The 22403-nt window shown below is 54.2% G+C and carries 17 protein-coding genes and 1 pseudogene; 11 read left to right on the top strand and 7 right to left on the bottom strand.

The features are described from left to right. Nucleotides 1–10 precede the first annotated feature (10 nt). The 8 genes from dxr (at nt 11) to lpxB (ending at nt 9550) form a co-directional block, all read left to right on the top strand. A complete protein-coding gene (gene dxr / locus ABLO27_RS06315; protein ID WP_353031345.1) occupies nt 11–1216 on the top strand; it encodes a 1-deoxy-D-xylulose-5-phosphate reductoisomerase in 1206 nt (401 codons plus the stop codon). 109 nt (nt 1217–1325) lie between these two features. Next, a complete protein-coding gene (rseP, locus tag ABLO27_RS06310) occupies nt 1326–2468 on the top strand; it encodes an RIP metalloprotease RseP (protein ID WP_353031343.1) in 1143 nt (380 codons plus the stop codon). 262 nt (nt 2469–2730) lie between these two features. Continuing rightward, on the top strand, nt 2731–5013 hold the full coding sequence (gene bamA, locus ABLO27_RS06305; RefSeq protein WP_417714753.1) for an outer membrane protein assembly factor BamA: 2283 nt from the start codon (nt 2731–2733) through the stop codon (nt 5011–5013). Nucleotides 5014–5092: 79 nt separating this feature from the next. Beyond that, nucleotides 5093–6130, top strand: a complete 1038-nt coding sequence (lpxD, locus tag ABLO27_RS06300; RefSeq protein WP_353031339.1) for a UDP-3-O-(3-hydroxymyristoyl)glucosamine N-acyltransferase — start codon at nt 5093–5095, stop codon at nt 6128–6130. Between the two features lie 51 nt (nt 6131–6181). Continuing rightward, on the top strand, nt 6182–6646 hold the full coding sequence (gene fabZ, locus ABLO27_RS06295; RefSeq protein ID WP_353031337.1) for a 3-hydroxyacyl-ACP dehydratase FabZ: 465 nt from the start codon (nt 6182–6184) through the stop codon (nt 6644–6646). 6 nt (nt 6647–6652) lie between these two features. Further along, entirely contained in the window at nt 6653–7450 is a 798-nt protein-coding gene (gene lpxA, locus ABLO27_RS06290; RefSeq protein ID WP_353031335.1) for an acyl-ACP--UDP-N-acetylglucosamine O-acyltransferase, read from the top strand. Nucleotides 7451–7454: 4 nt separating this feature from the next. Then, entirely contained in the window at nt 7455–8339 is an 885-nt protein-coding gene (locus tag ABLO27_RS06285) for an LpxI family protein (RefSeq protein ID WP_353031333.1), read from the top strand. Then, a complete protein-coding gene (lpxB, locus tag ABLO27_RS06280) occupies nt 8336–9550 on the top strand; it encodes a lipid-A-disaccharide synthase (protein ID WP_353031332.1) in 1215 nt (404 codons plus the stop codon). Before ABLO27_RS06285 ends, lpxB begins: the two co-directional genes overlap by 4 nt. A gap of 117 nt (nt 9551–9667) precedes the next feature. On the opposite strand, the gene ABLO27_RS06275 is transcribed toward lpxB, so the two are convergent. From ABLO27_RS06275 to gltX, 3 genes are all read right to left on the bottom strand, one after another. Beyond that, nucleotides 9668–12094 (bottom strand): methyl-accepting chemotaxis protein, encoded by a 2427-nt coding sequence (locus ABLO27_RS06275; RefSeq protein ID WP_353031330.1) that lies wholly within the window; start codon nt 12092–12094, stop codon nt 9668–9670. A gap of 426 nt (nt 12095–12520) precedes the next feature. After that, on the bottom strand, nt 12521–13813 hold the full coding sequence (gene gltA, locus ABLO27_RS06270; protein ID WP_353031328.1) for a citrate synthase: 1293 nt from the start codon (nt 13811–13813) through the stop codon (nt 12521–12523). Between the two features lie 230 nt (nt 13814–14043). After that, nucleotides 14044–15468 carry a glutamate--tRNA ligase gene (gene gltX / locus ABLO27_RS06265; protein ID WP_353031326.1) on the bottom strand — a complete coding sequence of 475 codons (1425 nt, stop codon included), beginning with the start codon at nt 15466–15468 and terminating at the stop codon, nt 14044–14046. Between gltX and ABLO27_RS06260 the strand changes: the two are divergent. Then, nucleotides 15462–16328: pseudogene (locus ABLO27_RS06260) on the top strand (ComEC/Rec2 family competence protein); the annotation flags it as partial. The gene gltX and the pseudogene ABLO27_RS06260 overlap by 7 nt on opposite strands. A gap of 66 nt (nt 16329–16394) precedes the next feature. On the opposite strand, the gene ABLO27_RS06255 reads toward ABLO27_RS06260, so the two are convergent. Then, nucleotides 16395–16547, bottom strand: a complete 153-nt coding sequence (locus ABLO27_RS06255; RefSeq protein ID WP_353031738.1) for a hypothetical protein — start codon at nt 16545–16547, stop codon at nt 16395–16397. On the opposite strand from ABLO27_RS06255, the gene ABLO27_RS06250 reads away from it, so the two are divergent. Beyond that, nucleotides 16479–17984 carry a ComEC/Rec2 family competence protein gene (locus ABLO27_RS06250; protein WP_353031728.1) on the top strand — a complete coding sequence of 502 codons (1506 nt, stop codon included), beginning with the start codon at nt 16479–16481 and terminating at the stop codon, nt 17982–17984. The two genes, ABLO27_RS06255 and ABLO27_RS06250, sit on opposite strands and share 69 nt — an antisense overlap. Before the next feature lie 97 nt (nt 17985–18081). On the opposite strand, the gene lexA is transcribed toward ABLO27_RS06250, so the two are convergent. From lexA to ABLO27_RS06235, 3 genes are all read right to left on the bottom strand, one after another. Then, the gene (lexA, locus tag ABLO27_RS06245; protein ID WP_353031324.1) at nt 18082–18792 is read right to left on the bottom strand and encodes a transcriptional repressor LexA; all 711 of its coding nucleotides are present in this window, start codon (nt 18790–18792) and stop codon (nt 18082–18084) included. A 142-nt stretch (nt 18793–18934) separates the two neighbouring features. After that, nucleotides 18935–19822, bottom strand: a complete 888-nt coding sequence (locus tag ABLO27_RS06240) for a hypothetical protein (protein ID WP_353031322.1) — start codon at nt 19820–19822, stop codon at nt 18935–18937. Beyond that, nucleotides 19819–21396, bottom strand: a complete 1578-nt coding sequence (locus tag ABLO27_RS06235) for an acyl-CoA synthetase (RefSeq protein WP_353031320.1) — start codon at nt 21394–21396, stop codon at nt 19819–19821. The genes ABLO27_RS06240 and ABLO27_RS06235 overlap by 4 nt, the downstream gene beginning before the upstream one ends. A gap of 156 nt (nt 21397–21552) precedes the next feature. On the opposite strand from ABLO27_RS06235, the gene ABLO27_RS06230 reads away from it, so the two are divergent. Then, entirely contained in the window at nt 21553–22362 is an 810-nt protein-coding gene (locus ABLO27_RS06230; protein ID WP_353031319.1) for an alpha/beta hydrolase, read from the top strand. Nucleotides 22363–22403: the final 41 nt, after the last annotated feature.

The following is a 22403-nucleotide window of genomic DNA, read 5'->3' as shown; positions in this document are numbered from 1 at the left end:
GAGTGTGCTCGTGACGAGCGGTGTAAGTGTTGGTGATAGTTGCAGGCCTGTTCGCATTATAGTTCTCGGGGCGACAGGCTCGATCGGGCAGAGCCTGGCGGATCTGATAGAGAGAAATCCTGACAAGTTTGATGTGGTTGCTCTGGTTGCCAACCAGAATGCAGCGGCATTGGCGAAGATGGCGATCAAGCTGAAGGCCTCGTATGCCGTTCTCGCCAATCCCGAGAAACATCATGAACTTTCGGAATTTCTTCAGGGGACCGGCATCAAGGTTTCATCCGGCGATGCAGCGGTGATGGAAAGTGTCGAGCTGGAGGCGGAGCTGGTCGTTGGTGCAATCGTGGGTGCCGCTGGTCTCAGACCGACAATGGCCGCGATCAAGCCCGGACGAAGGATCGCGCTGGCCAACAAGGAATGTCTTGTTTGCGCTGGTGAACTCTTTATGGCTCGAATCCGGGAAACCGGAGCCGAACTCCTGCCGATGGATAGCGAGCACAACGCGATATTCCAGGTGTTCGAAGCTGACCAGGCACATCAGATCGAGAAAGTCATCCTAACCGCGTCAGGGGGGCCATTCAGAACGTTTTCCATTGAGGAAATGGCAAATGTGTCGCCTCAGCAGGCGTTGAATCATCCCAACTGGGAAATGGGCTCTCGCATCACCATCGATAGCGCGACGATGATGAACAAGGGATTTGAAGTCATCGAGGCTTCGCATCTGTTTCCTGTCGAGCACGATCAGCTGGATGTCCTTGTGCATCCGCAATCGACGATCCACGGCCTGGTTCAATACAGGGATGGATCTTTGCTGGCGCAACTGGGCAGCCCTGATATGAGGACTCCGATCGCGCACTGTCTGTCGTTTCCCCGGCGCATGGAGGTTCCCGTTAAGAGATTGGACCTTGCTGAACTTGGAACACTTACATTCGAAGCTCCGGACCTGATGCGGTTTCCAGCTTTGAGACTGGCCCTCGAAGCCATGAATTCCGGAGATATTGCGTCAGCAGCGCTGAATGCGGCCGATGAAGTGGCTGTCGAAGCGTTTCTGTCCGGCCGCATCGGATTTCTGGATATTCCGGCTGCTATCGAGGCGGTTTTGGCCGAGTTGACCACAGCTGGTTCAATGAGTGCGTTCGCAAGTGTTGATGAAGTGCTTGATCTGGACCTGGAAGCGCGCCGTAAAACATCAGAGTGGATCAAATCGCGGTGTGCATAGTGTTGATGCGGCTGGAAAATTCCCTTTCGACCATTAACACGCCGTAATTTTCTTTTTAATACAGTGCTACGTACGAAACCTACCAAGCCTGTGCTGGATCGGACCCTTCATGGAATTCTTAATTTCTGCGTATTCCCTCGTTGTGGGCACAATTATCCCGTTTTTGTTCATCTTGACGGTCGTTGTGTTCTTTCACGAGTTGGGGCACTTCGCAGTTGCGCGCTGGTGCAACATCAAAGTTGATGCTTTTTCCGTCGGGTTTGGTCGGGAACTGCTCGGCCGTACCGACAAGAAGGGGACGCGCTGGAAACTTTGCCTGATCCCACTTGGAGGATATGTAAAATTTGCGGGTGACGAGAACGCTGCCAGCGTTCCCAGTCGCGAGATGATTGCAAAGATGAGCGACGAGGAGCGCAAAACCGCGTTCGTCGCCAAGCCTGTCTGGCAAAGGGCTGCTGTCGTCGCGGCGGGGCCGATTGCAAATTTCATTCTCGCGATCGCTATTTTTACGGTGCTCTTCGTGTCGGCGGGCAAACAGGGGATCCTGCCGGTTGTTGAAGAAGTGTTTCCGAATGGTGCAGCCGCACAGGGCGGACTACAGGCCGGCGATGTCGTCAAGGAAATTGACGGGCGTGAAATTCAGACTTTCGGCGACATGCGCCAGGTCGTGTTGATGAATGCGAATGTTCCGCTGGTCTTTGAAGTCGATCGCGGTGGTGAGCTCGTCGATCTGACTGTCACGCCTTCTGCGAAGCTCAAGGAGGTTTTCGCCGGGGAGCACCAGATGGCGGGTGACATCGGTGTTCGCGGAAGCGGTGATCCACAAAATTATATTCGTATCAAATACAGCCTATTCGGTGCCTTTGATGAGGGCGTCAAGGAAACCTACCGGATCATGGAAGGGACTGTCAGTTACGTCTGGGGCGTCATCACACAGCGCCAATCCGCCGATCAGTTGGGTGGTCCGATACGTGTTGCTCAGGTTTCAGGCAAGGTCGCAGAACACGGATTTTTGCCGCTCATTTCGCTCACCGCAGTTCTTTCGGTGAGTATCGGCCTGATAAACCTTGCTCCGGTGCCGGTTCTTGATGGGGGGCATCTCGTTTTCTACTTCTTCGAAGCGCTGAGAGGGAAGCCGCTCAGCGAGCGCGTTCAGGATGTGGGATTCAGGATTGGTTTAGGCTTGGTACTTATGCTTATGGTGTTCGTTACCTGGAAGGATATTGTCAGACTTGTGAGTCCCAATTCCTGATTGCCGTGACATTGACGCAACGTCTTCAGACTAAATCGCTTTCAGCCCGGAAGGGCGGTTGCGTTATCGGCAAAAACCTATAAAACGTTCGTCGGTTCCGAGAATCTGCTGGGGTGAGTGCAGGGTCTCGGGAGGGGTATTAAAACAAAGGCATAGCGCAATAATGCAGCGATTGCAGAAACTTACACGGGCCGTGTTTTTGGCGGCAGCCGTATTTTCGATTGGGTCGGCTTTGCCACAGGCCTTTGGGCCATTGTCCATAGTGACACAGGCCGAGGCCGCCGTTGCCAGAAGCATTCAGGTCAATGGCAATACCCGGGTGGAAGACGAAACCGTCATCAGCTACATGACGATCGTTCCCGGGCGTTCCTACAGTGCGTTTGATGTCGATGAGTCCTTGAAGGCGCTTTATGCGACCGGATTGTTTGCCACGGTTGATATCACCCCACGCGGCAACACGGTGGTCGTTACCGTTACCGAGAATCCGATCATTAATCGGGTCTCTTTCGAAGGTAACAAGAAGATCAAGGACAACGCGCTTGAGACAGCAGTTCGTTCGCAGCCGCGTTCGATGCTTTCTCGCGCGAAAGTTCAGGCAGACGTTCAGAACATTCTCGAAGCCTATCGCCGGTCCGGACGCTACGGAGCTTCCGTTGAGCCGCAGATCATCGATCGCGGTCAGAACCGAGTCGATCTTGTCTTTGAAATCAACGAAGGTGCCAAGACCGGTGTCGAGCGTATCAGCTTCATCGGCAACCAGGCATTCAGCGACGGCCGTCTTCGCGACGTGATCCGTACACGCGAAAGTGGCCTTCTGAGCTGGCTTCGCAGTACCGATACCTACGATCCGGATCGCCTTGCAGCCGACGAAGAGTTGTTGCGCCAGTATTACAACAAGAAGGGCTATGCCGATTTCCGTATCGTGTCCGTCAGCGCAGATCTCGATCGTGAGCAGAACATTTTCTACGTCACGTTCACAGTTGATGAAGGCGAGAAGTACGAAATCGGTGATGTGGAAATTGTTTCCACGATTGATGAAGTTGACCCTGAAGAGTTGCGCCGGTTGATCCGGACCCGTAGTGGTCAGACCTTCAATTCGCTTCGCGTCGAGCAGACCGTTGAAGATATCACTCTTCGTGTTTCCGAAGAGGGCTATGCGTTCGCCAGAGTTCGCCCGCGTGGTGCTCGCGACTACGAGAACAACAAGATCTCACTGATCTACTATATCGAAGAAGGTCCGCGCGCCTATATCGAACGGATCAATATCATCGGCAACGACCGGACACGCGAGTATGTTATTCGTCGTGAGTTCGATGTTGCTGAAGGCGATGCGTTCAACCGTGCCCTGGTCGACAAGGCAGAGCGTCGGCTGCGTAACCTTGGTTTCTTCGAAAAAGTGTCCATTACCACTCAGCAGGGCAGTGCAGCTGACCGGGTGATCGTCAACGTCCGTGTTGAGGAAAAGCCGACTGGTGAAATCTCCTTTGGTGTTGGATATTCGACTGTCGATGGTGTGATCGGGGATATCTCCCTGACCGAGAAGAACTTCCTTGGCCGCGGCCAATTCGTGAAGATCGCCGTTGGTGGCGGCACCGATACCCAGTCATATGAGTTCCGGTTTATCGAGCCGTTCTTCATGGGTCGTCGCGTTGCGCTTGATCTCGACGTTTACCGGAAGATCGATGACGCAAACGATTACCGTTCCTTCGACCAGAAGAAGACTGGTGGTGGATTTGGCTTCACGTTGCCGCTTCGCGAAGAAGAGCTGACACTGCGTCTGTTCTACAACATCTTCCAGGAAGAGAACTCCGACCCGGACAACAACTCCACCAACATCAATAACTGTAACACTGCTGATCTGTCGCTAGCTGTGTGTGACTCGCTCGGCACCTACCTGACGTCATTGGTCGGATACGAGCTCCGCTACAACACGCTGGACCGCAACATCGATCCTTCTGATGGCTTCTATGCCTCCTTTGGACAGGAGTTCGCTGGTGTCGGTGGCGACAGCTATTACATCAAGACCGAAGCTGAGGCGCGCGCTTACAAGGAAATTCTTGCTGACTACGGTCTGGTCGGAAGTCTCTCCATCCGCGGTGGTAACATCACAGCAATTGGTGACGAACGTCTGCGCGTTTCCGAGCAGTTCATGCTCGGTGGCAACCTTGTGCGTGGTTTCGAAAACCAGGGTATTGGTCCTCGCGATGGATCAACCGATGATGCGATCGGTGGCCGTTTCTTCTTCGCAGCAACTGCAGAAACCCGGTTTCCGTTCCCGATCCTACCCAAGGAGTTCGGACTTAGCGGTGCGGTCTTCGCAGATGCAGGTTCCTTGTGGGATGCGGACAGCGATCTGGTGAACCTGGTTGAGAACAACGGTGGCCGGATCGACTCCAATGACTTCGCGATCCGTGCCTCGCTCGGTGCAGGGATCCGGTGGAACTCTCCGTTCGGACCACTTCGTGCAGACTTTGCATATCCGATTGCAAAGGAAGACTCTGATAAAACACAGGTCTTCCGGTTGAGTGGTGGTACCCGCTTCTAAACTGCGGTCATATGGGTTAGAAATCGGCCGCCGATCTATTCGGCGGCCGTTTTTGTTGGCTGGCAACAAGGATAAAATCATGTCCGAGCCAAATTTCTTTGGAATTCCCGCACCTGTGGCACTTCGTGACATCGCTGCGTGGGCAGATGCTGAAATTTTTCGAGGTGATGAAAACCTGACAGTCTCTGGCGTCGCTCCTTTGGAGGATGCGGGGCAGGGGACGTTGGTTTTCTTTGACAACACCGCCTACCTCAAAAAACTTGAGGAAACGACGGCAGCAGCATGCCTGGTCGGCAAGCGCCACAAGGACAAGGTACCGGAAGGCGTCGCCGTTCTGGTGTGCGCAGATGCATATCGCTCCTGGGCCAAAGTGTTGGCGAAACTTTATCCGGAGGCGATGGTTCCAAAAGAACCTTCCTCGAATGTGGTTTCCGATCACGCCATCGTCGACGCGACAGCGGTGCTGGAGGAAAATGTTGGTGTTGAACCTGGGGCAGTTATTGGTGCTGAGGCCGAAATCGGTTCCGGCACAGTTATCCGGGCGAACGCTGTTATCGGGCGCGGTGTCAAGATTGGACGAGACTGTGTTGTAAGTTCGAATGCCACGGTTCAGCATTCTGTTCTTGGAAATCGCGTCTATTTGCATCCCGGCGTATGTTGCGGACAGGACGGTTTTGGCTATGCAATGGGACCGCAAGGCCACTTGAAAGTTCCACAGGTCGGCCGCGTGATCATTCAGGATGATGTGGAAGTTGGTGCAAACACGACCATAGATCGCGGTGCCAATCGCGATACGGTCATTGGCGAAGGCACCAAAATCGATAACCAGGTACAGATCGGGCACAATGTGGTTGTGGGCCGTCACTGTGTTCTGGTGTCACAAGTCGGTTTGTCCGGTAGTTGCACATTGGAAGATTTCGTGGCCATTGGTGGGCAAACCGGCGTACGAGGCCATGTGACCATTGGTATGGGAGCACAGGTTGCCGCGGTAAGCGTCGTAAACGACGACTTGCCGGCCGGAGGTCGTTATGGCGGTACACCGGCCAAGCCAGTGAAGCAGTGGTTCCGTGAGGTTGCAGCGCTCAGAAAGCTTGCAGAGCGCGGCGACGGATCGTAAACGAATAATCAAACAAAGAACTTTGCGGGGTAAACCGCCAAGGGGCATTTCATGGAAGACGCAGAAAACAAGACACTTGCCAGCGCAGATATCATGAAAATCATGAAGCTTCTGCCGCATCGCTATCCGTTCCTTCTGATCGACAAGATCATAGAAATGGATGGTGACAACAGTTGTATTGGCATTAAGAACGTCACCATCAACGAACCGCAGTTCACGGGTCATTTTCCAGAACGTCCCGTGTTTCCTGGCGTGCTTCTCATTGAAGCGATGGCTCAGACTGCCGGAGCTCTATGTGTTCATGCACGGGGTGACGATGCGCCGCCACAGCTGGTCTATTTCATGACCATCGACAAGGCCAAGTTCCGCAAGCCGGTTGAGCCGGGCGATCAGGTTCATTTTCACGTCAAGAAAATCAAACAACGTTCCAACATCTGGAAGTTCGATGCAGTTGCCATGGTCGAAGGTACCAAGGTTGCGGAAGCTGAAGTCAGCGCTATGCTGGTAGATGCGTGAGGATATATGACTGAAATTCATCCAACGGCCATAGTCGAAGACGGGGCTGTAATAGGCGAAGGTGTACGCATTGGGCCTTATTCGATCGTGGGTCCCAACGTAAAGCTCGCCGACGGCGTCGTTTTGGAAGCGCATGTGGCTGTTGCCGGACACACGAGTATTGGTCCGGGCACGCAGATTTTTCCGTTTGCAAGCATCGGTCATAAACCGCAGGATCTGAAATTTGCGGGTGAAGTGACGCATCTTGAGATCGGTGCCAACAATCAGATTCGTGAACATGTCACAATGAATCCTGGGACCGAGGGCGGTGGTGGCATCACCAAGGTTGGCGACAACTGCCTTTTCATGATGGGATCTCACGTGGGGCATGACTGCATCGTCGGAAACCACGCTATCTTGGCAAACAACGCTACGCTTGCAGGTCACGTGGAATTGGATGACTTCGTCATTCTCGGAGGCCTTAGCGCAGTACGGCAGTGGTCCAGGATTGGTACCGGTGCGATCGTCGGCGGTATGACCGGTGTGGAGTTTGATGTTATCCCGTTTGGATCTGTGATTGGAGACCGAGCCCGTCTTGCTGGCCTTAACCTTGTTGGTCTGAAACGCAAAGGCTTCCCGAGAGAACAAATTCACGCCCTCCGCGCCGCTTACAGAGCTCTGTTTGAAAGCAGCGACGGAACACTTCGAAGCCGTGCAGAAGCCTTGGCGAAGGGTACTGCGGACCAGCCACTTGTGAAGACCGTTACAGATTTCATCCTTGAAAAGGAAGATCGGCGCTTCTGTACGCCGCGCAGTGAAGACTAAGGTCATGCCTGATTTGGCTCAGACCCAAGGGAGGCGTATCGCATTGATCGCCGGCAACGGTAGTTTGCCTTGTCAGATTGCCGATGCGCTTTCCGGCTCCGGTCGAGATTTTCGGATCATTGCCATCAAGGGTGAAGCTGATGAGCAAACCAGAAACCGGGCGAGTACGGAGCTCGGTTGGGGAGAAATCGGTAGGCTCTACAAGTTTTTGAAAAAGACCGGCTGTCAGGATGTTCTTCTGATTGGTGGTGTGTCGAAGCGACCGGATTTCACGTCAATACTCGGCGACTTTGGCACACTCAAGCGCCTGCCGACCATCATCCGGGCATTGGCCGGCGGCGACGACAGCTTGTTGACCAAAGTCATCCGCCTTTTCGAGGACGAGGGGTACCGCGTTGTGGGAATCAGGGATGTGGCGCCACAACTTCTGGCATCAAGTGGCGTACTGGGAAAGATGCAGCCAAAGACAGACGACTGGCGAGATCTGGAGCTCGCTCTGAAAGCGACCCAGAAACTTGGAGAGCTGGACATCGGTCAGGCCGCGATTGCCGTTGGCGGGCGTGTTGTTGCCCTCGAGGGAGCAGAAGGCACGGACGCCATGATCGAGCGCTGTGCCGATCTTAAGAGAGTTGGCCGCATTCGCTCAAAAGGCCGTGCTGGAGTGCTCGTCAAGGCAGCAAAGCCGGATCAGGATTTGCGTGTTGATTTGCCGACTGTTGGACCCCGGACCATTGAACTTGCGGTCTCGGCAGGATTGGCAGGAATAGCGATTGAGGCGCACGGTGCTCTGATTGCGGAGAAAGAGGAAACGCTTCAGCGTGCCGACAGCGCGGGGCTCTTTGTCGTGGGAGTTGAAAAACCATCTGACGAGGGAGCGGCTGACGGATGACGGACAATGCTCCAACAATCTGTCTTGTTGCCGGTGAAGAATCCGGTGATCAGCTTGGTTCCGAGTTGATGAAGGCGCTCAATGACAGACTGGGACAAGGCGTAAGGTATTGCGGCGTCGGTGGAGAGCGGATGACAACTCTCGGATTGACCAGCTTCTTTGACATCTCCGATGTTTCAGTTATGGGCCTGAGTGCTGTTTTGGCCCGTCTGCCTCTGATCGTGAAACGGGTCTATCAAACCGTAGATGATGTGATTGCAGGCGATCCGGATGTGCTTGTCATCATCGACAGTCCGGACTTCACCCATAGTGTTGCCAAGCGAGTGCGCAAGCGCGCTCCACACATTCCGATTGTCGGTTACGTGTCTCCTTCCGTTTGGGCCTGGCGGCCCGGGCGGGCGAAGAAGATGAGCGTCTATGTTGACGAATTGCTCGCTCTGCTGCCTTTTGAACCTGCCATTCACAAGAAGCTGGGAGGACCGCGTACGCACTATGTAGGACATCCACTCAGCGAACATGTGGAAGACCTGCGTCCAGATCGTGATGAACGGCGGCCGGTGAGTGGTGATGAAAAGGTGCTTCTCGTGTTGCCGGGGAGCCGGCGCAGCGAAATTGATCGTCTGCTGGAAGATTTCGGCGAGACTGTCGCCTTGGTCAAGAACGAGGTGCCGGATATCGAAGTGGTACTTCCTGCGGTGAGCCACCTTGACGCAAAAATTCGGCAAGGTACTCAGAACTGGAAAGTGAAGCCGCGAATTGTGACCGGGCTGGAAGCCAAAAAGGCAGCGTTCCGGAGCGCTCATGCGGCGCTCGCCGCATCTGGCACGGTTTCATTGGAGTTGGCGCTGTCTGGAGTGCCCATGGTCGTCGCTTACAAGGTTGACTGGTTCTTTCGCCGGATCAAGGACCTCAATCGCATTTTCAAATTCTCCAGCGTGGACTCATTTGTTCTACCCAACATCATTCTCGGCAGTAAGGCTATTCCAGAGTTCCTGGACGACGAAGTGAAACCTCAGGTGCTTGCAAGACTTCTCAAGGATTTGTTGCAGGAAGGACCTGATCGGCAGGCACAGTTGGATGAATTTTCACGGCTCGAGTCCGTTATGCGACTGCCGCAGGGTCACAGTCAAAGCAGTGCAGCTGCGGATGTGGTGTTGAGCACGCTTGGCGCGAACGTACAAAAGTCAAATCGTGCGCTTTCGGCGAGTTAAGGGCCAGGGAACACCGCACTCCAATTGGAAAAAATCTGTAATTTGCAAAAATCCCGGAGCTATCACAGCTCCGGGATTGAAGGCTTTCAAACTGTTTCTGCTGGACGCTTGACCTGATCAGGCGTTTGCAACGTTGTCCAGGAACTGACTGACTTCGTTGCTCAGCATGTCCGTCTTTTGGGACAATTCTCCGGAGGCGCCGAGCACAAGGTTTGCGGACTGGCTGGTTTGCGCCACGGCTTGCGACAAGTCAGACATGTTGTTCTTGACTGAACCGGTCCCCTCAGCGGCACGCTGGACATTGACCGAGATCTCGTTTGTTGCAGAGCCCTGCTGCTCGACAGCCGCTGCGATGGTCGAGGTGTATTCGTTGACCTCTTCCATGGTTTCAGTGATTTCCTGAATTGCGGAAACCGCGTCCTTCGTGGCGTCCTGAATCTCGGTAATCTGCGAGCCGATTTCTTCAGTTGCCTTGGAGGTCTGGGTTGCGAGTTCTTTCACTTCGGCTGCCACAACGGCGAAACCCTTGCCGGCTTCACCGGCACGCGCCGCTTCGATAGTGGCATTGAGTGCAAGCAGGTTTGTCTGTTCCGCGATTGCCTGGATCAAGCTGACCACTTCACCAATCTTGGTCGCAGCGGTTGAAAGGCTCATGACCTTTTCGTTGGTTACGCGGGTTCCTTCCGTCGCCCGTTCAACAACCTGCGTTGTCTGGTTGACCTGTCTGGAGATTTCGGCAATCGATGCAGCCAGCTCTTCCGCAGCGCTGGCTACGGTTTGAACATTCTGCGTTGCTTCATCGGTTACGGAGAAGGTGCTGTCCGCCAGGCTTGAGTTCTGTCCGGCAATGTCACTCAGGTCTTGTGCAGTGCCGTCCAGCGTATGGGCGGTTTCACCGACGGAGCTTAGAACTTCGGATGCCTTTTCGCGGAAGCCTGTGATCATCTCCTCGACCCGAGCCTGTCGTTCAGCACGAAGATGTTGCTCCTGCTCGGTCTCAGATTGCAGGCGAATACGCTCGACCGCGTTGTCCTTGAAGACCTGGATTGTTCTGCTCATGTCGCCGATTTCATCACCGCGGTCGACGCCGTCAATGTCGACATCGGTGTTGCCATCGGCCAACTGGGACATGGTTTCGGTGGTGCGACGCAAGGGACGCGTTACCGCAAAGTTGAGTGCGATCGCCATGCCGATGCCTGCAACAACGGCCGCGAGAAGCGCCAGGCTGATAACACTCAGCGCATTTGTGCTGGAAGCTTGCGCGGCTGCGCTTTGGTCGGAGGATATAGTAGAGATCTGTGTCTGGACGGTTTGAGACAGATCCTTCATGTTGGCGATCTGGCCTTCAAGCTGAAACTGGTTTGCAGCCAGCTCGTCGAAAGCGGATCCGAAACTACCAAGCGACGAGACAACTTCCGGAACTTTTTCCAGGATGGCCGGAAAATCTTTAGCACTCTTTTCCAAGCGACCGGCGAGTTTGGCCAGTCCGGACAGCCCTTCAAGAACAGCTTGCTGGTTCGTTTCCGAAGGAGCAACCATGAAATAGAATGCCGCAGCTTTTACGGCCATGGCATCTGCTTCCAGCTGCATCACCGTTCCGGAGACATCATCTGCCGCATAGAAGCGCTGTTTGATTTCGTCAGCCTGCTTGTAGACGTTGTCGATGGCAGCCGTTGCATCGGCACTGATCTTTTTCGAACTCGCGACCAGCCCTTCAAAACCGGCCTTGGCCGAGTCTGTCAGATCAAAAATCTGGATGTAGTCCTTCGTGGTTGACAGCTTTTCCAGTGTCTGTGCTATTTCATCTGTTGTCGCTGCCAGTTTCCTGACCGTTGCAGGGTCAATGCCCTCAATGGTGTTTGCCGCCATGTTTTTGGCAGAAGGCGCAAGGGCTTCGATGCGCTGTCTGATTTCAGCGATCTGTTTGGCGTTGTTGGCTGCCGCGCTGAAAAGGTTCTGAAGTGTCAGGGCCTCTTCCTGGAACTTCGCAGCTGCTTGCCCAACCTTGTTTGCGAGAACCAACGTCTTTCTTGCATTGGTGTCTTCTGCACCGATGCCATCTCTAGCAAGAAAGGCCTTGCCTAGAATGTCTGACGCGACGGTTTCCAGTTCCTGGACAGCGCCTTCAAGTTCGATGCGCTTGTCTGATTGGGCTTGTGTCAGGTCTACGACGTTCTCGAATGCCGAATTGAATTTGGAAACCGCCGAAGCTGCTTCTGCAACGGGAATTTGCGCTTGGGGTTCACCTTTCAATTGATCTTCTAGAACCTTCAGCTCATTCGTGAGGCCGTCGATATCAACGAGAGCGGCTTCTGCGGCTTGCAGATCCTGGGAAGACAAAAAGTCTTCGCGTTTGCTGGCAAGGTTCTGCAGTTGAGCAATGGTAGAGGTTGACTGTTTGGCAACCTCCATTCTTTCCGAGAGTGTCATTACGCTGTAGGCACCGACACCGCCGACAATGCCGGTCAGCGCCACAACCGCAGCGAAGCTGCCTCCGACTTTTACACCAAACTTCAGATCAGATGCGAATTTCAGGAACTTCATATCAACCCCTCGAAAGCCCCAGCGTGTATTACGCAGCTTATTTTCGATCAGGGTAAGCAGTGATTCCTTATTATTTGTAAAAACTTCAAAGAAAAGAAGGTGATGATGCAGAAATCATTTTTTATCTGAACAAATGTGAAAAGAGTAGGAATTTTATTAGAGCGAATAGATAGTTTATTTCTGAGTTTAGGATTGGAATATGGTTTTATTCTTTTGTTGGGAGGTAAAGTGACTGATTAATCTCATTCTGAAAATCGTGAATACGCCTTTGTTCCCTGGAAAGCTACAAGGTGGAAATTTGTTTTCTATACAATTTCAGGTTTCCCTTGGGGCGTGGAACAAAAAATGCCGCCAGAAATCTGGCGGCATTGTCAACAAAATCTCTGAGAAGGTGCCGAATCTTCAGAAAGAATCGGCGAAACCAGTTTAACGGCGCTGGTCGATAGGCACGTAGTCGCGTTGTGTCGCGCCGGTGTAGAGCTGGCGAGGACGACCAATGCGCTGAGACGGATCTTCCACCATTTCTTTCCACTGGGCGATCCAGCCCACCGTGCGTGCAAGCGCAAACAGAACCGTGAACATCGTGGTCGGGAAACCAAGCGCCCGGAGCGTGATACCGGAATAGAAGTCGATGTTCGGGTAGAGCTTCTTCTCAATGAAGTAGTCGTCATTGAGCGCGATTTTTTCCAGCTCCATTGCAACGTCCAGAAGCGGATCGTCTTTGATGCCAAGTTCGCCAAGCACTTCATGCGTCGTTTTCTGCATGATCCGGGCGCGTGGATCGTAGTTCTTGTAGACCCGGTGACCGAAGCCCATAAGACGGAACGGATCGTTCTTGTCCTTTGCGCGTGCCACGAACTCAGGAATACGATCAACGGACCCGATTTCGGACAGCATGTTCAGCGCAGCTTCGTTGGCGCCACCGTGTGCCGGGCCCCATAGGCATGCGATGCCAGCAGCAATACATGCAAATGGGTTTGCTCCGGACGAGCCTGCCAGGCGAACGGTCGAGGTCGACGCGTTTTGCTCGTGGTCAGCGTGCAGGATAAAAATGCGATCCATCGCGCGCGCAAGAACCGGGTTCACCTTGTACTCTTCGCACGGCACCGCAAAGCACATGTGCAGGAAGTTGGCTGCGTAACCCAAGTCATTGCGCGGGTAAACGAACGGTTGGCCAACATGGTACTTGTAAGCCATTGCGGCCATTGTCGGCATTTTTGCGATCATGCGCAGCGAGGCCACCATCCGCTGATGCGGGTCGGTAATGTCCGTGGAGTCGTGATAGAATGCCGACAGAGCCCCAACTGTTCCAACCATGATTGCCATCGGGTGAGCGTCGCGACGGAAGCCGGAATAGAACCGGTTCATCTGCTCATGGATCATGGTGTGGTACGTCACGCGCTGAACGAAGTCGTCCTTTTGCGGCTTTGTCGGCAGTTCCCCGTAAAGCAGCAGATAACAGGACTCGAGGAAGTCGCCGTGGTCGGCAAGCTGCTCAATCGGGTAGCCGCGGTAAAGTAGCGTTCCTTCGTCACCATCGATGTACGTGATTTTGGATTCGCAGGATGCGGTTGAGGTAAAGCCCGGGTCATAGGTGAACATTCCGGAATCGTTGTACAAGGACGAAATGTTCACAACTGACGGTCCGATGGACCCGTCAAGTACGTCGAAGTCGTGGTCGGTGCCACCGACGCTGAGCTTGGCGTTGTTGTCGGCCATACAGATACCCCTTTGCGTTAACCTTGCGCACCAGTCTGTTGACCTGCCCGAATGAGAGGATCTCAACAAAGGCAACAGATGGCACTGGATAAATTTTCGGCTCTTGCCTAGCCCATTTACTGCAGTGCCGCAAGCTGGCCGGTATAACGCTTTGGTCAAAGGCCCGTACGACCGCCGGTCTAGGGCACCCGTTCGCCATCAGGAACAAACGGGTGCATTTATCATTGGTCTCAGGCTTCCTGGTCCTTGATTCTGGCAAGCGATTCTTCGCGACCAAGTGCAACCAGTACATCGTAGATTCCAGGCGAAGTGCCGCGACCCGTGAGAGCGGCGCGCAAGGGCTGAGCAACTTTGCCAAGCTTGAGTTCTTTTTGCTCTGCATAGGCTTTAACGGCTGTTTCCAGCGCTTCCGGAGCCCAATCAGAAGCTTCAGACAGAACGGCGTGCAAATCCTTCAGAATGGATCTCGCGTCGTCTGTGAGGATCTTCTGGGCCTTCTCGTCGGTATCAAGTGGTCTTTGACGCCACAGATAAGATGCGCTTTCCGTCAGTTCGACCAGAGTTTTTGCGCGTTCTTTGAGGCCTGGCAGAGCTGCAAGCGCTGTTTGCTCGTTGCCTGCGTCCGATAGCCACGCCAGAACTTCCGCTCCGTTTTCCACATGGCTCAGATAGACTTTCCAGTGCTTCAACAGCTCCGGATCGTCGGTCGCACGCATGTAGTGGCCGTTCAGGTTTTCCAGCTTCTTGAAATCGAATCTCGCAGCAGATTGACCGACGGCATCCATACCGAACCATTTGATCATGTCCTCAAGGGACATGATTTCCTCGTCGCCATGGCTCCAGCCAAGGCGCGCCAGATAGTTGCGCATGGCTTGTGGCAGGTAGCCCATTTCGCGATAGGCTTCTGCCCCGGTTGCGCCGTGACGCTTTGAAAGTTTTGCACCGTCCGGACCGTGAATAAGAGGGATATGCGCCATCGCCGGCACATCCCAGTCAAGGGCCTGAAATATAAGTGTTTGGCGGGCTGCATTGGTCAGGTGGTCGACGCCGCGGATAATGTGCGTAATGCCCATGTCGTGGTCATCGACCACAACAGCCAGCATGTAGGTTGGTGTGCCATCCGAACGCATCAGCACAAAGTCGTCCAGGTCCTTGTTCGGGATGACGACGCGACCTTGAACCATGTCGTTGACGACTGTTTCACCTTCATTGGGTGCCTTGAGGCGAATAACTGGCGAAACACCTTCGGGAGCTTCAAGCGGGTCGCGATCTCGCCACGTGCCATCGTAACGGGGTGGGCGGCCTTCTGCCCGCGCTTTTTCGCGCATCGCGTCGACTTCTTCAGGTGTGCAATAGCAACGATACGCAGAACCGTTTGCAAGCATCTGCTCAACAGCTTCTTTATGCCGGTCGACACGCGAGAACTGGGAAATCGGTTCGCCTTCCCAATCCAGGCCAAGCCAGGTCAAACCGTCCAAAAGAGCATCTACGGCTTCCTGGGAAGAGCGCGCGCGGTCAGTGTCTTCAATGCGCAGCAACATCTTCCCGTCGTGGTGCTTGGCAAACAGCCAGTTGAAGAGCGCTGTTCGGGCGCCGCCAATGTGCAGGAAGCCTGTCGGGGAAGGGGCGAAACGCGTGACGATTTTTTGTGCCATGGTGCTTTCTGAAAGTCTCTGTCAGAACATTTGCGCTGATTGCGCCTTTAGGTGGCGCCGGTTTAGCACAGGCTTTCTTCAGGCAAAATAGGGCCTTCTGTGTTTCTTCCTTGAAGGCGTGCTACAAGCAGTGGGTGGAGTACGGAACACAAACACCGCCAAAAATTAAAAGCCGCCGCGACGCGGAGGCGGGGAGGCGTACAGGCCCGAAATCACACTCCTCCAATCAGCATTCCCAACGCAGAACTAGTGCCAAAACCGGTATCCACTTCCTGCCTCTATTTTCCAGGAAGACAAGAGGCGCATCACAAGAGGCAGGAAATAGCCGGTTCTGGGAGGAGCAGGGACTTCTATGGGTCGGCTTTGCATTTGCCGCTGGTATCGCATGTTATCTTGCGCTTCCCGGCGAACCCTATTGGCTGTTGCTGGGAGCGCTTTTTACGTTGGCGAGCGGGTTGGTTATCCGTTTCGGGGCTTCCCGGCCGGGCGGAAAACTCATCCTGCTTGCGTTGGCATTCTTGGGGGGCGTGACCATCGGTTCGGTGAGAACTGCTTTTGTCGACGCGCCGAAGCTTGCTGAAGAAATGAACGTGAACCTCACCGGCCACGCGATCGAGAAGAGAAGCAATGCCTCAGGTGTGCGACTCCTATTAAGCGTCTCGAGTGTCGAGGGGCGATCAAGAGAGACGCTCGGCTTTCCGAAATTTGTTCGGCTGCGTGTACCTGCAGATCCTCCCATCAAGGTTGGTGACAGGATTGAGGTGCGGGTCAGATTGTTTCCGCCTGCAGGTCCGGTTGCGCCGGGAGACTATGACTTTTCTTTTCGGGCTTTCTATTCGCAAATAGGTGCAACTGGTTTCAGCTTTGGTGCACCGACGTTGATCCGGGAAGACGAGAAACCTGTGAGCCTGCAATTGCGTTCAGCTTTACAGGGCCTGCGAGGCACTATCGGTGCGAAGATCCAGGCGGCACTGGGAGACACGCCGGAAACAAGTCTTGTCGTTGCCCTTCTGGTCGGTGACCGAAGCGGCATTGCTGAAAAACAGGAGGACGATCTCAGGGCGGCTGGACTTGCGCATATCCTGGCAATTTCCGGGTTGCATATGGCGCTGTTCGCCGGCGGTGCCTATGGACTTGCCTTGCTGATCTTCGCGAGCATTCCGGCGTTGCCACTTCGTTGGGAAACGCAAAAATGGGCTGCATCTGCTGCCCTGTTTGCGGCGCTTGTCTATCTTTTCCTTTCCGGCGCTTCCGTCGCGACGCAGCGTTCCTTCCTCATGATTGGACTCGTCTTCCTAGGCATTCTTGTTGGCAGACGTGGGTTAACGCTGCGAAGCGTCGCGATCGCCGGTCTTTTCTTGTTGTTGCTAGCGCCTGAGCGTCTGTTCTTTCCCGGATTTCAAATGTCCTTTGCCGCTGTCATCTGTCTGATTGCTGTTTACGAGATATGGCGAAACCGCGAACGAACATTCAGTCGGGCACGCCAGATAGATGCCAGCGTGCTGTCTCGCGTACTGCAGCATGTCTTGCGTTGGGGTGCCGGACTTATTGTAACTGCCTGCATTGCCGGTCTTGCGACAGGGCTCATTGGGGCACATCATTTCGGTAGGATCGCGTCCTTTGGTGTTGTCGGCAACTTTTTGGGAATGCCGGTTTTTTCTCTCCTGATCATGCCGTTTGGCGTGTTGGCATTGGTGCTGATGCCACTGGGATTGGCATCGCTTCCGTTGATCGTCATGTCTGCTGGAATATCCTTGTTGCTTAAAATTGCCTCTTTCACTGCTCAACTTGATGCTGATGCCGGAGTGATTGGAAAACTGAGTGCGCCGGTTGCATTGTTGTTTGTCGCGTCTTTGTTCGCTGCATTGCTTCTTGCGGGACGAAAGCGCCTATGGGCAATTGCCCCATTGGCAGCGGGAATGATGTTTCTCGTACAACACAGACCTCCGGATATTCAGATTGCGGCCTCCGGCACAAGGATTGCTGCCAGAGATGAAGAGGGGCTGCTTCGGTGGGCCGGGAGGCGACAGTCATTTGCAACGGACATCTGGTATGCAGGGGAAGGAGTCCCGAAGTCAGCGATTGGATCGCGCAAGATGAAGTCGCCCCAGATTACATGCGACTCAGATGGGTGTGTAATCTCGGCTTATCCGGCAAGTGCAGGTGATGATTCGAATGCGAAGACACAAGTGCCGTTGAAACTTGCGCTTCCAAAATCAGCAGAAGCATTTCGCCTGGATTGCAAATATGCCGACATTATCGTGTCCGACCTAAAGGTTCGCGCAAATTGTCCAGATGTAACCTCGATAGGAGGATCAGTTCGTCAGGAACGCGGCGCCATATCCATATGGCTTTCGAATGGGAAAAAAGATCATCCAGTGCAAAAAGCATCGCCTGAAGCTGGCAGTCAGCCCGGCGCAAAAATAGCAAAACTAAAGTTCGCAGTGCCCGCTAATCCTCGCCCCTGGCATGAACCAGGCACATTTACCCGCGAGCAACTCAGGAAGGTGAAATAGGGTAAATAGCCTCGCAACATCACACTGCCATCAGGTGCAATGAACAGACACTGTTGTAAACCTGCCAAGTACGATACCAGGCAGGTTCAGTCCTTGATCAGTATTGCCGGAACAGGGCAACCAGGCGGCCCTGAACTCGAACGCGGCCAGGACCGAATATCCTGGTTTCATACGCCGGGTTTGCTGCCTCGAGGGCTATGGAAGCACCTTTCTTGCGCAAACGCTTCAAGGTTGCTTCTTCATCATCCACGAGCGCCACGACGATGTCACCGCTATCAGCGCTGTCTGTCCGTCGGATCAGCACAGTATCACCATCCAGAATGCCGGCTTCGATCATGGAGTCGCCTCGCACCTCGAGGGCGTAATGCTCGCCTTTGCCGAGAAGTTCCTGAGGAACGGTGATGGAGTGACTGTGCGTCTGGATCGCTTCGATCGGAACACCGGCTGCGATCCGTCCCATGACCGGAATTTCAGTGCCGACTGTTTCCGCTACCGGAGCTGGAGGCGGTGTCTCCTGCTTGCCCAGCGATCCTTCAATCACTTCAGGAGAGAAGCTGCCGCGCGGACGAGGGGACCCAAGTCCGGGAGCAATCGAGTCGGGCAGGCGGACAACTTCCATTGCGCGTGCGCGGTTCGGCAGGCGCCGGATGAACCCACGTTCCTCCAATGCCGTAATCAGGCGATGAATGCCGGATTTTGATCGAAGGTCCAAGGCGTCCTTCATTTCGTCAAATGACGGTGGAACACCCGTTTCCTTCAGTCTTTCATGAATGAACATGAGCAGTTCATACTGCTTGCGCGTTAGCATATCGGCTTCCCCTGACCGCGAGAATCAAGTGGTACAAATCAAGAACACACTACCTGTTCCTATTGTGTTCTGCAAGGGTAAATGTTCTCTTACTGTTCCCTTGGATGCCGAAGTTGATGAGGCAATAGCTTAGGCTTACGAGTTAGGTCTCAACGCTTTGCGAAGTGAATTGAGCCAGCAGCAGCAGTTCGCAGGTTACCAGCGTCGGTGCGCCTGCCGGCTTGACCGTGCCTTCGTAAATCTGTCCGGTCAGGTCAACGCATCGAACGGGCAGGTTCAGGTTCTGGTTCTGTCCGCGGCCTGCTCCAGGTCTCACAAGAATTTCCGAAATCAGTCCCGGCATTGTCTGGCCGTCGATAAACTGTGCTCCGGCGAAACTTCCAAGTCCGAAGACGTCGTATGTCGTGTCACCAAGGCAATCAGCCAGAGCGGCTATGCTTTCATGCATGTCTTCAAAAGGGGCGAGCGTGGTTATGATTGCATTGTGGTCAAGGTCCGATGGGCTGAGCTGATCCTGCTTGACGCGGAAAAGAGTAAATTCGGTCTCCGGGTCTGGTTCCGCAACGAAGCGCGCTCCTTTTAATCCAAATCCCTTCAGTTGCGCGGAGCGGGCAATGGTCAGCGTTTCGGGCAGGAGATGCCCAAGTCTCGCTTGGCCATTTTCATACCAGTACGCATGAATGTGAGCGAACCAGTTTCCGTCCCGCCATCCAAGAATGGCAACGGCTTCTTCGAGAGCCACACCGCCTGATGAATGGGTGTCGCTGTACCAGGCGGCATGACGGTCGTCGATTGCTCTGTCCGGCATGACGAAGTTGAAAGGCTGCAGGCTCAGTCCTCCAAGATCAAGAACTGCAGATCCAAAGCCTTCGCGCTCCGCCCAGTTGCCAAGAGCCGAAAGCAATGGTTGCCCATTCGCCAATTCAAGAATGACGGGTTCTGCGAGGCACGAAGCGTGAGGTCTGCGATCTTCCGCGACCGGACCGGGGTGCCTGATGTCCGAGAGAGATTCTGGAGCCGGTCGTCTCACAGCAGGTCTTTCTCTTCGAGATGTTCCCGAACAAGTTTCTTCGTGATCTTGCCATAGGCACTGGTCGGCATTTGTTCGATGAAGAGATATCGCGCCGGAAGTTTGTATTTGGCGACCTTTCCGATGAGGAATTCTGAAAGATGAGCATCTTCCGGCGTTGTTCCTGCTTCCGCGACACATACGGCGAGGCCAACTTCACCCCACTGACGGTCCGGAATACCGATGATTGCGACTTCGGAAATGTCCGGATGGGTGAGCAGAACCTCTTCGATTTCCTTCGGATACACGTTCGAGCCGCCAGAAATGTACATGTCGGAGGCTCTGCCCGTGAGGTAGAGATAGCGCTGTTCGTCCATATGGCCGATATCACCGGTTCGAAACCAGCCATTGCGGAATGATTTTGCGTTTGCGCCGTCATCTTCAAGATACCCGGCACAGACCGCAGGACCTATGACGCAGACCTCTCCGGTTTCGTGCGGTCCAAGGATACCGCCGTCGTCGTCCTGGATGCTTATCTCAATACCCGTTCGTTCGGTGCCACAGGTCCCTATACGGGTTTCGTTATCATCAGGCGAATGATCCTGTGTCCGCAGCACTGTGATGTTGCCGGTCACTTCACCCAAACCGTAGTATTGAACCAGAACCTGACCGAGTTTTTCCAGCGCACGCTTTTGATCCTCCCGGTACATCGGGGCTCCCGCATAAATCACATGCCGCAGGCTGGAATGGTTGAAGTGGTCAACGGATGGATCCTCAACAAGCCGTTTCACGATGGTTGGTACAGTGAACAGGTTGCTGACTTTGTGTTGTTCGATCAATTCGAATGCCTTCGCCGGATCAAATCCGCCTTGCGGCATCAAGACATGGGCAGAACCGCTGGAAAGCTGTGCAATCAGTTGTAGTCCGGCGCCATGGGAAAGAGGGGCTATGACAAGGGAGGCGTCCTGCTCTGTCGTACCGGGCAGGAGGTCGGCCATATAGTTCACGGTCACGAAGCCGATCTGGCCGTGGGTGAGAACGACGGCCTTGGGGCGGCCGGTGGAACCCGATGTGAAGAACAGCCAGCATGGATCGTTGTAGTTGACTGCTGTGTTGGCAAATCCTGAATCCTGAAATCTGGATATCAGGTGTTCAATGGATACTCCAAAGGAACTCTCTCCAATGGTGGCTATGCCGGCAAGGTCCGGTCGTGCTTCCTGAACTGCATTTGCCTGCAACTCAAACTCCGCATCGCACAGGAACACTTTCGCCTTAGCCTTTTGAGCAGCATATGAAGTTTCTCCGGGAGCCTGACGGAAGTTACAAGGGACCCAGATTGCGCCCAGCCGGAATGCGGCGAGCATGATCTCGATCATCTGGTTGGAGTTCTGGGCCTGTACAAGCAGCGAGTCGCCTTTGGACACTCCGAATTCTGACTGAAGAGCTGAAGCAAGCGCACTGACGCGCCTGTCGAGTTCAGCCCAGCTCCAGGTGTTGCCTTCCCAGACAATCGCTGGTCTCGAAGGCCAACGAGTCGCGTTTTTCGTCAAGAAATGCGCCAGATTGGCAACACGGTTGGAACATCGCTCCATCATCCGCCCGGGTCCTCCCTAAATTTTTAGTTGATGGGACGTTAGGACGGACCCGGCTGATTTGACAAGCAGGGTGTTGAGCACGTTCACTCCGTATTCGCTGCAGGTCGTGTGCAGATGCTCCGAGCAGCTCGACGTTTCTTTGATAGGAATACCTTTATGACTGAGAATACAATTACCGATTGGGACGATGCATACGCCAATGCCGCCTATATTCCAGGCGCTGGGGATTACACATCACGCTGGGAGGAAGAGGCCAGAGCATTCAGAAATACATGGGAAGGGAAAGAGCTCGATATTGCTTATGGGGACGGAGAGCGAGAGAAGCTCGACATTTTTTATCCTGAAGGGACAGCTCGAGGGTTGGTCGTCTTCGTACATGGGGGATACTGGCTTCGCTTCGACAAGTCCTACTGGTCTCATTTCGCGCAGGGAGCTCTGGCTGATGGCTGGGCCGTTTGTCTGCCAAGTTACGATTTGGCTCCTAATGTGCGGATTGCCGACATAACGCAGCAGATCGGTGCAGCGATCAACCTGGCTGCGAGCCGTGTCGAGGGGCCAGTGAGACTGAGCGGCCATTCGGCCGGGGGGCATCTCGTCACACGGATGGTCAGCGATGACAGTCCGCTGAACTCAGAGGCTTTGCAGCGTGTCGACAGGGTTGTTTCCATCAGCGGGCTTCACGACCTTCGCCCGCTCCGCAATACCCAGATGAACGATGCGTTCAAAATGAGTGAGGCGGATGCCGTTTCTGAAAGCGCGGCGTTGAAGGCGCCTGCAGGGAAATGCCAGGTCATCGCCTGGGTGGGGGGGGAGGAACGCCCCGAGTTTCTGCGCCAATCCAGACTGTTATCGGAAGCCTGGAGAAACGCGTCCTTTCACGAGGATGCAGGCTTGCACCATTTCAACGTAATCGACGGATTGAGAAGCCAAGACAGCGCTCTTTGTTCCGCGCTCTTAAAAGGCTGAGCAAGCGGAAATTGTCAGTCTCGAAACGCTCTCGTCTCAAG

The organism is Roseibium sp. SCP15 (assembly GCF_040329435.1).
In the GTDB taxonomy this organism is placed as follows: domain Bacteria; phylum Pseudomonadota; class Alphaproteobacteria; order Rhizobiales; family Stappiaceae; genus Roseibium.
This window is presented reverse-complemented; position numbering and strand designations above follow the sequence as displayed.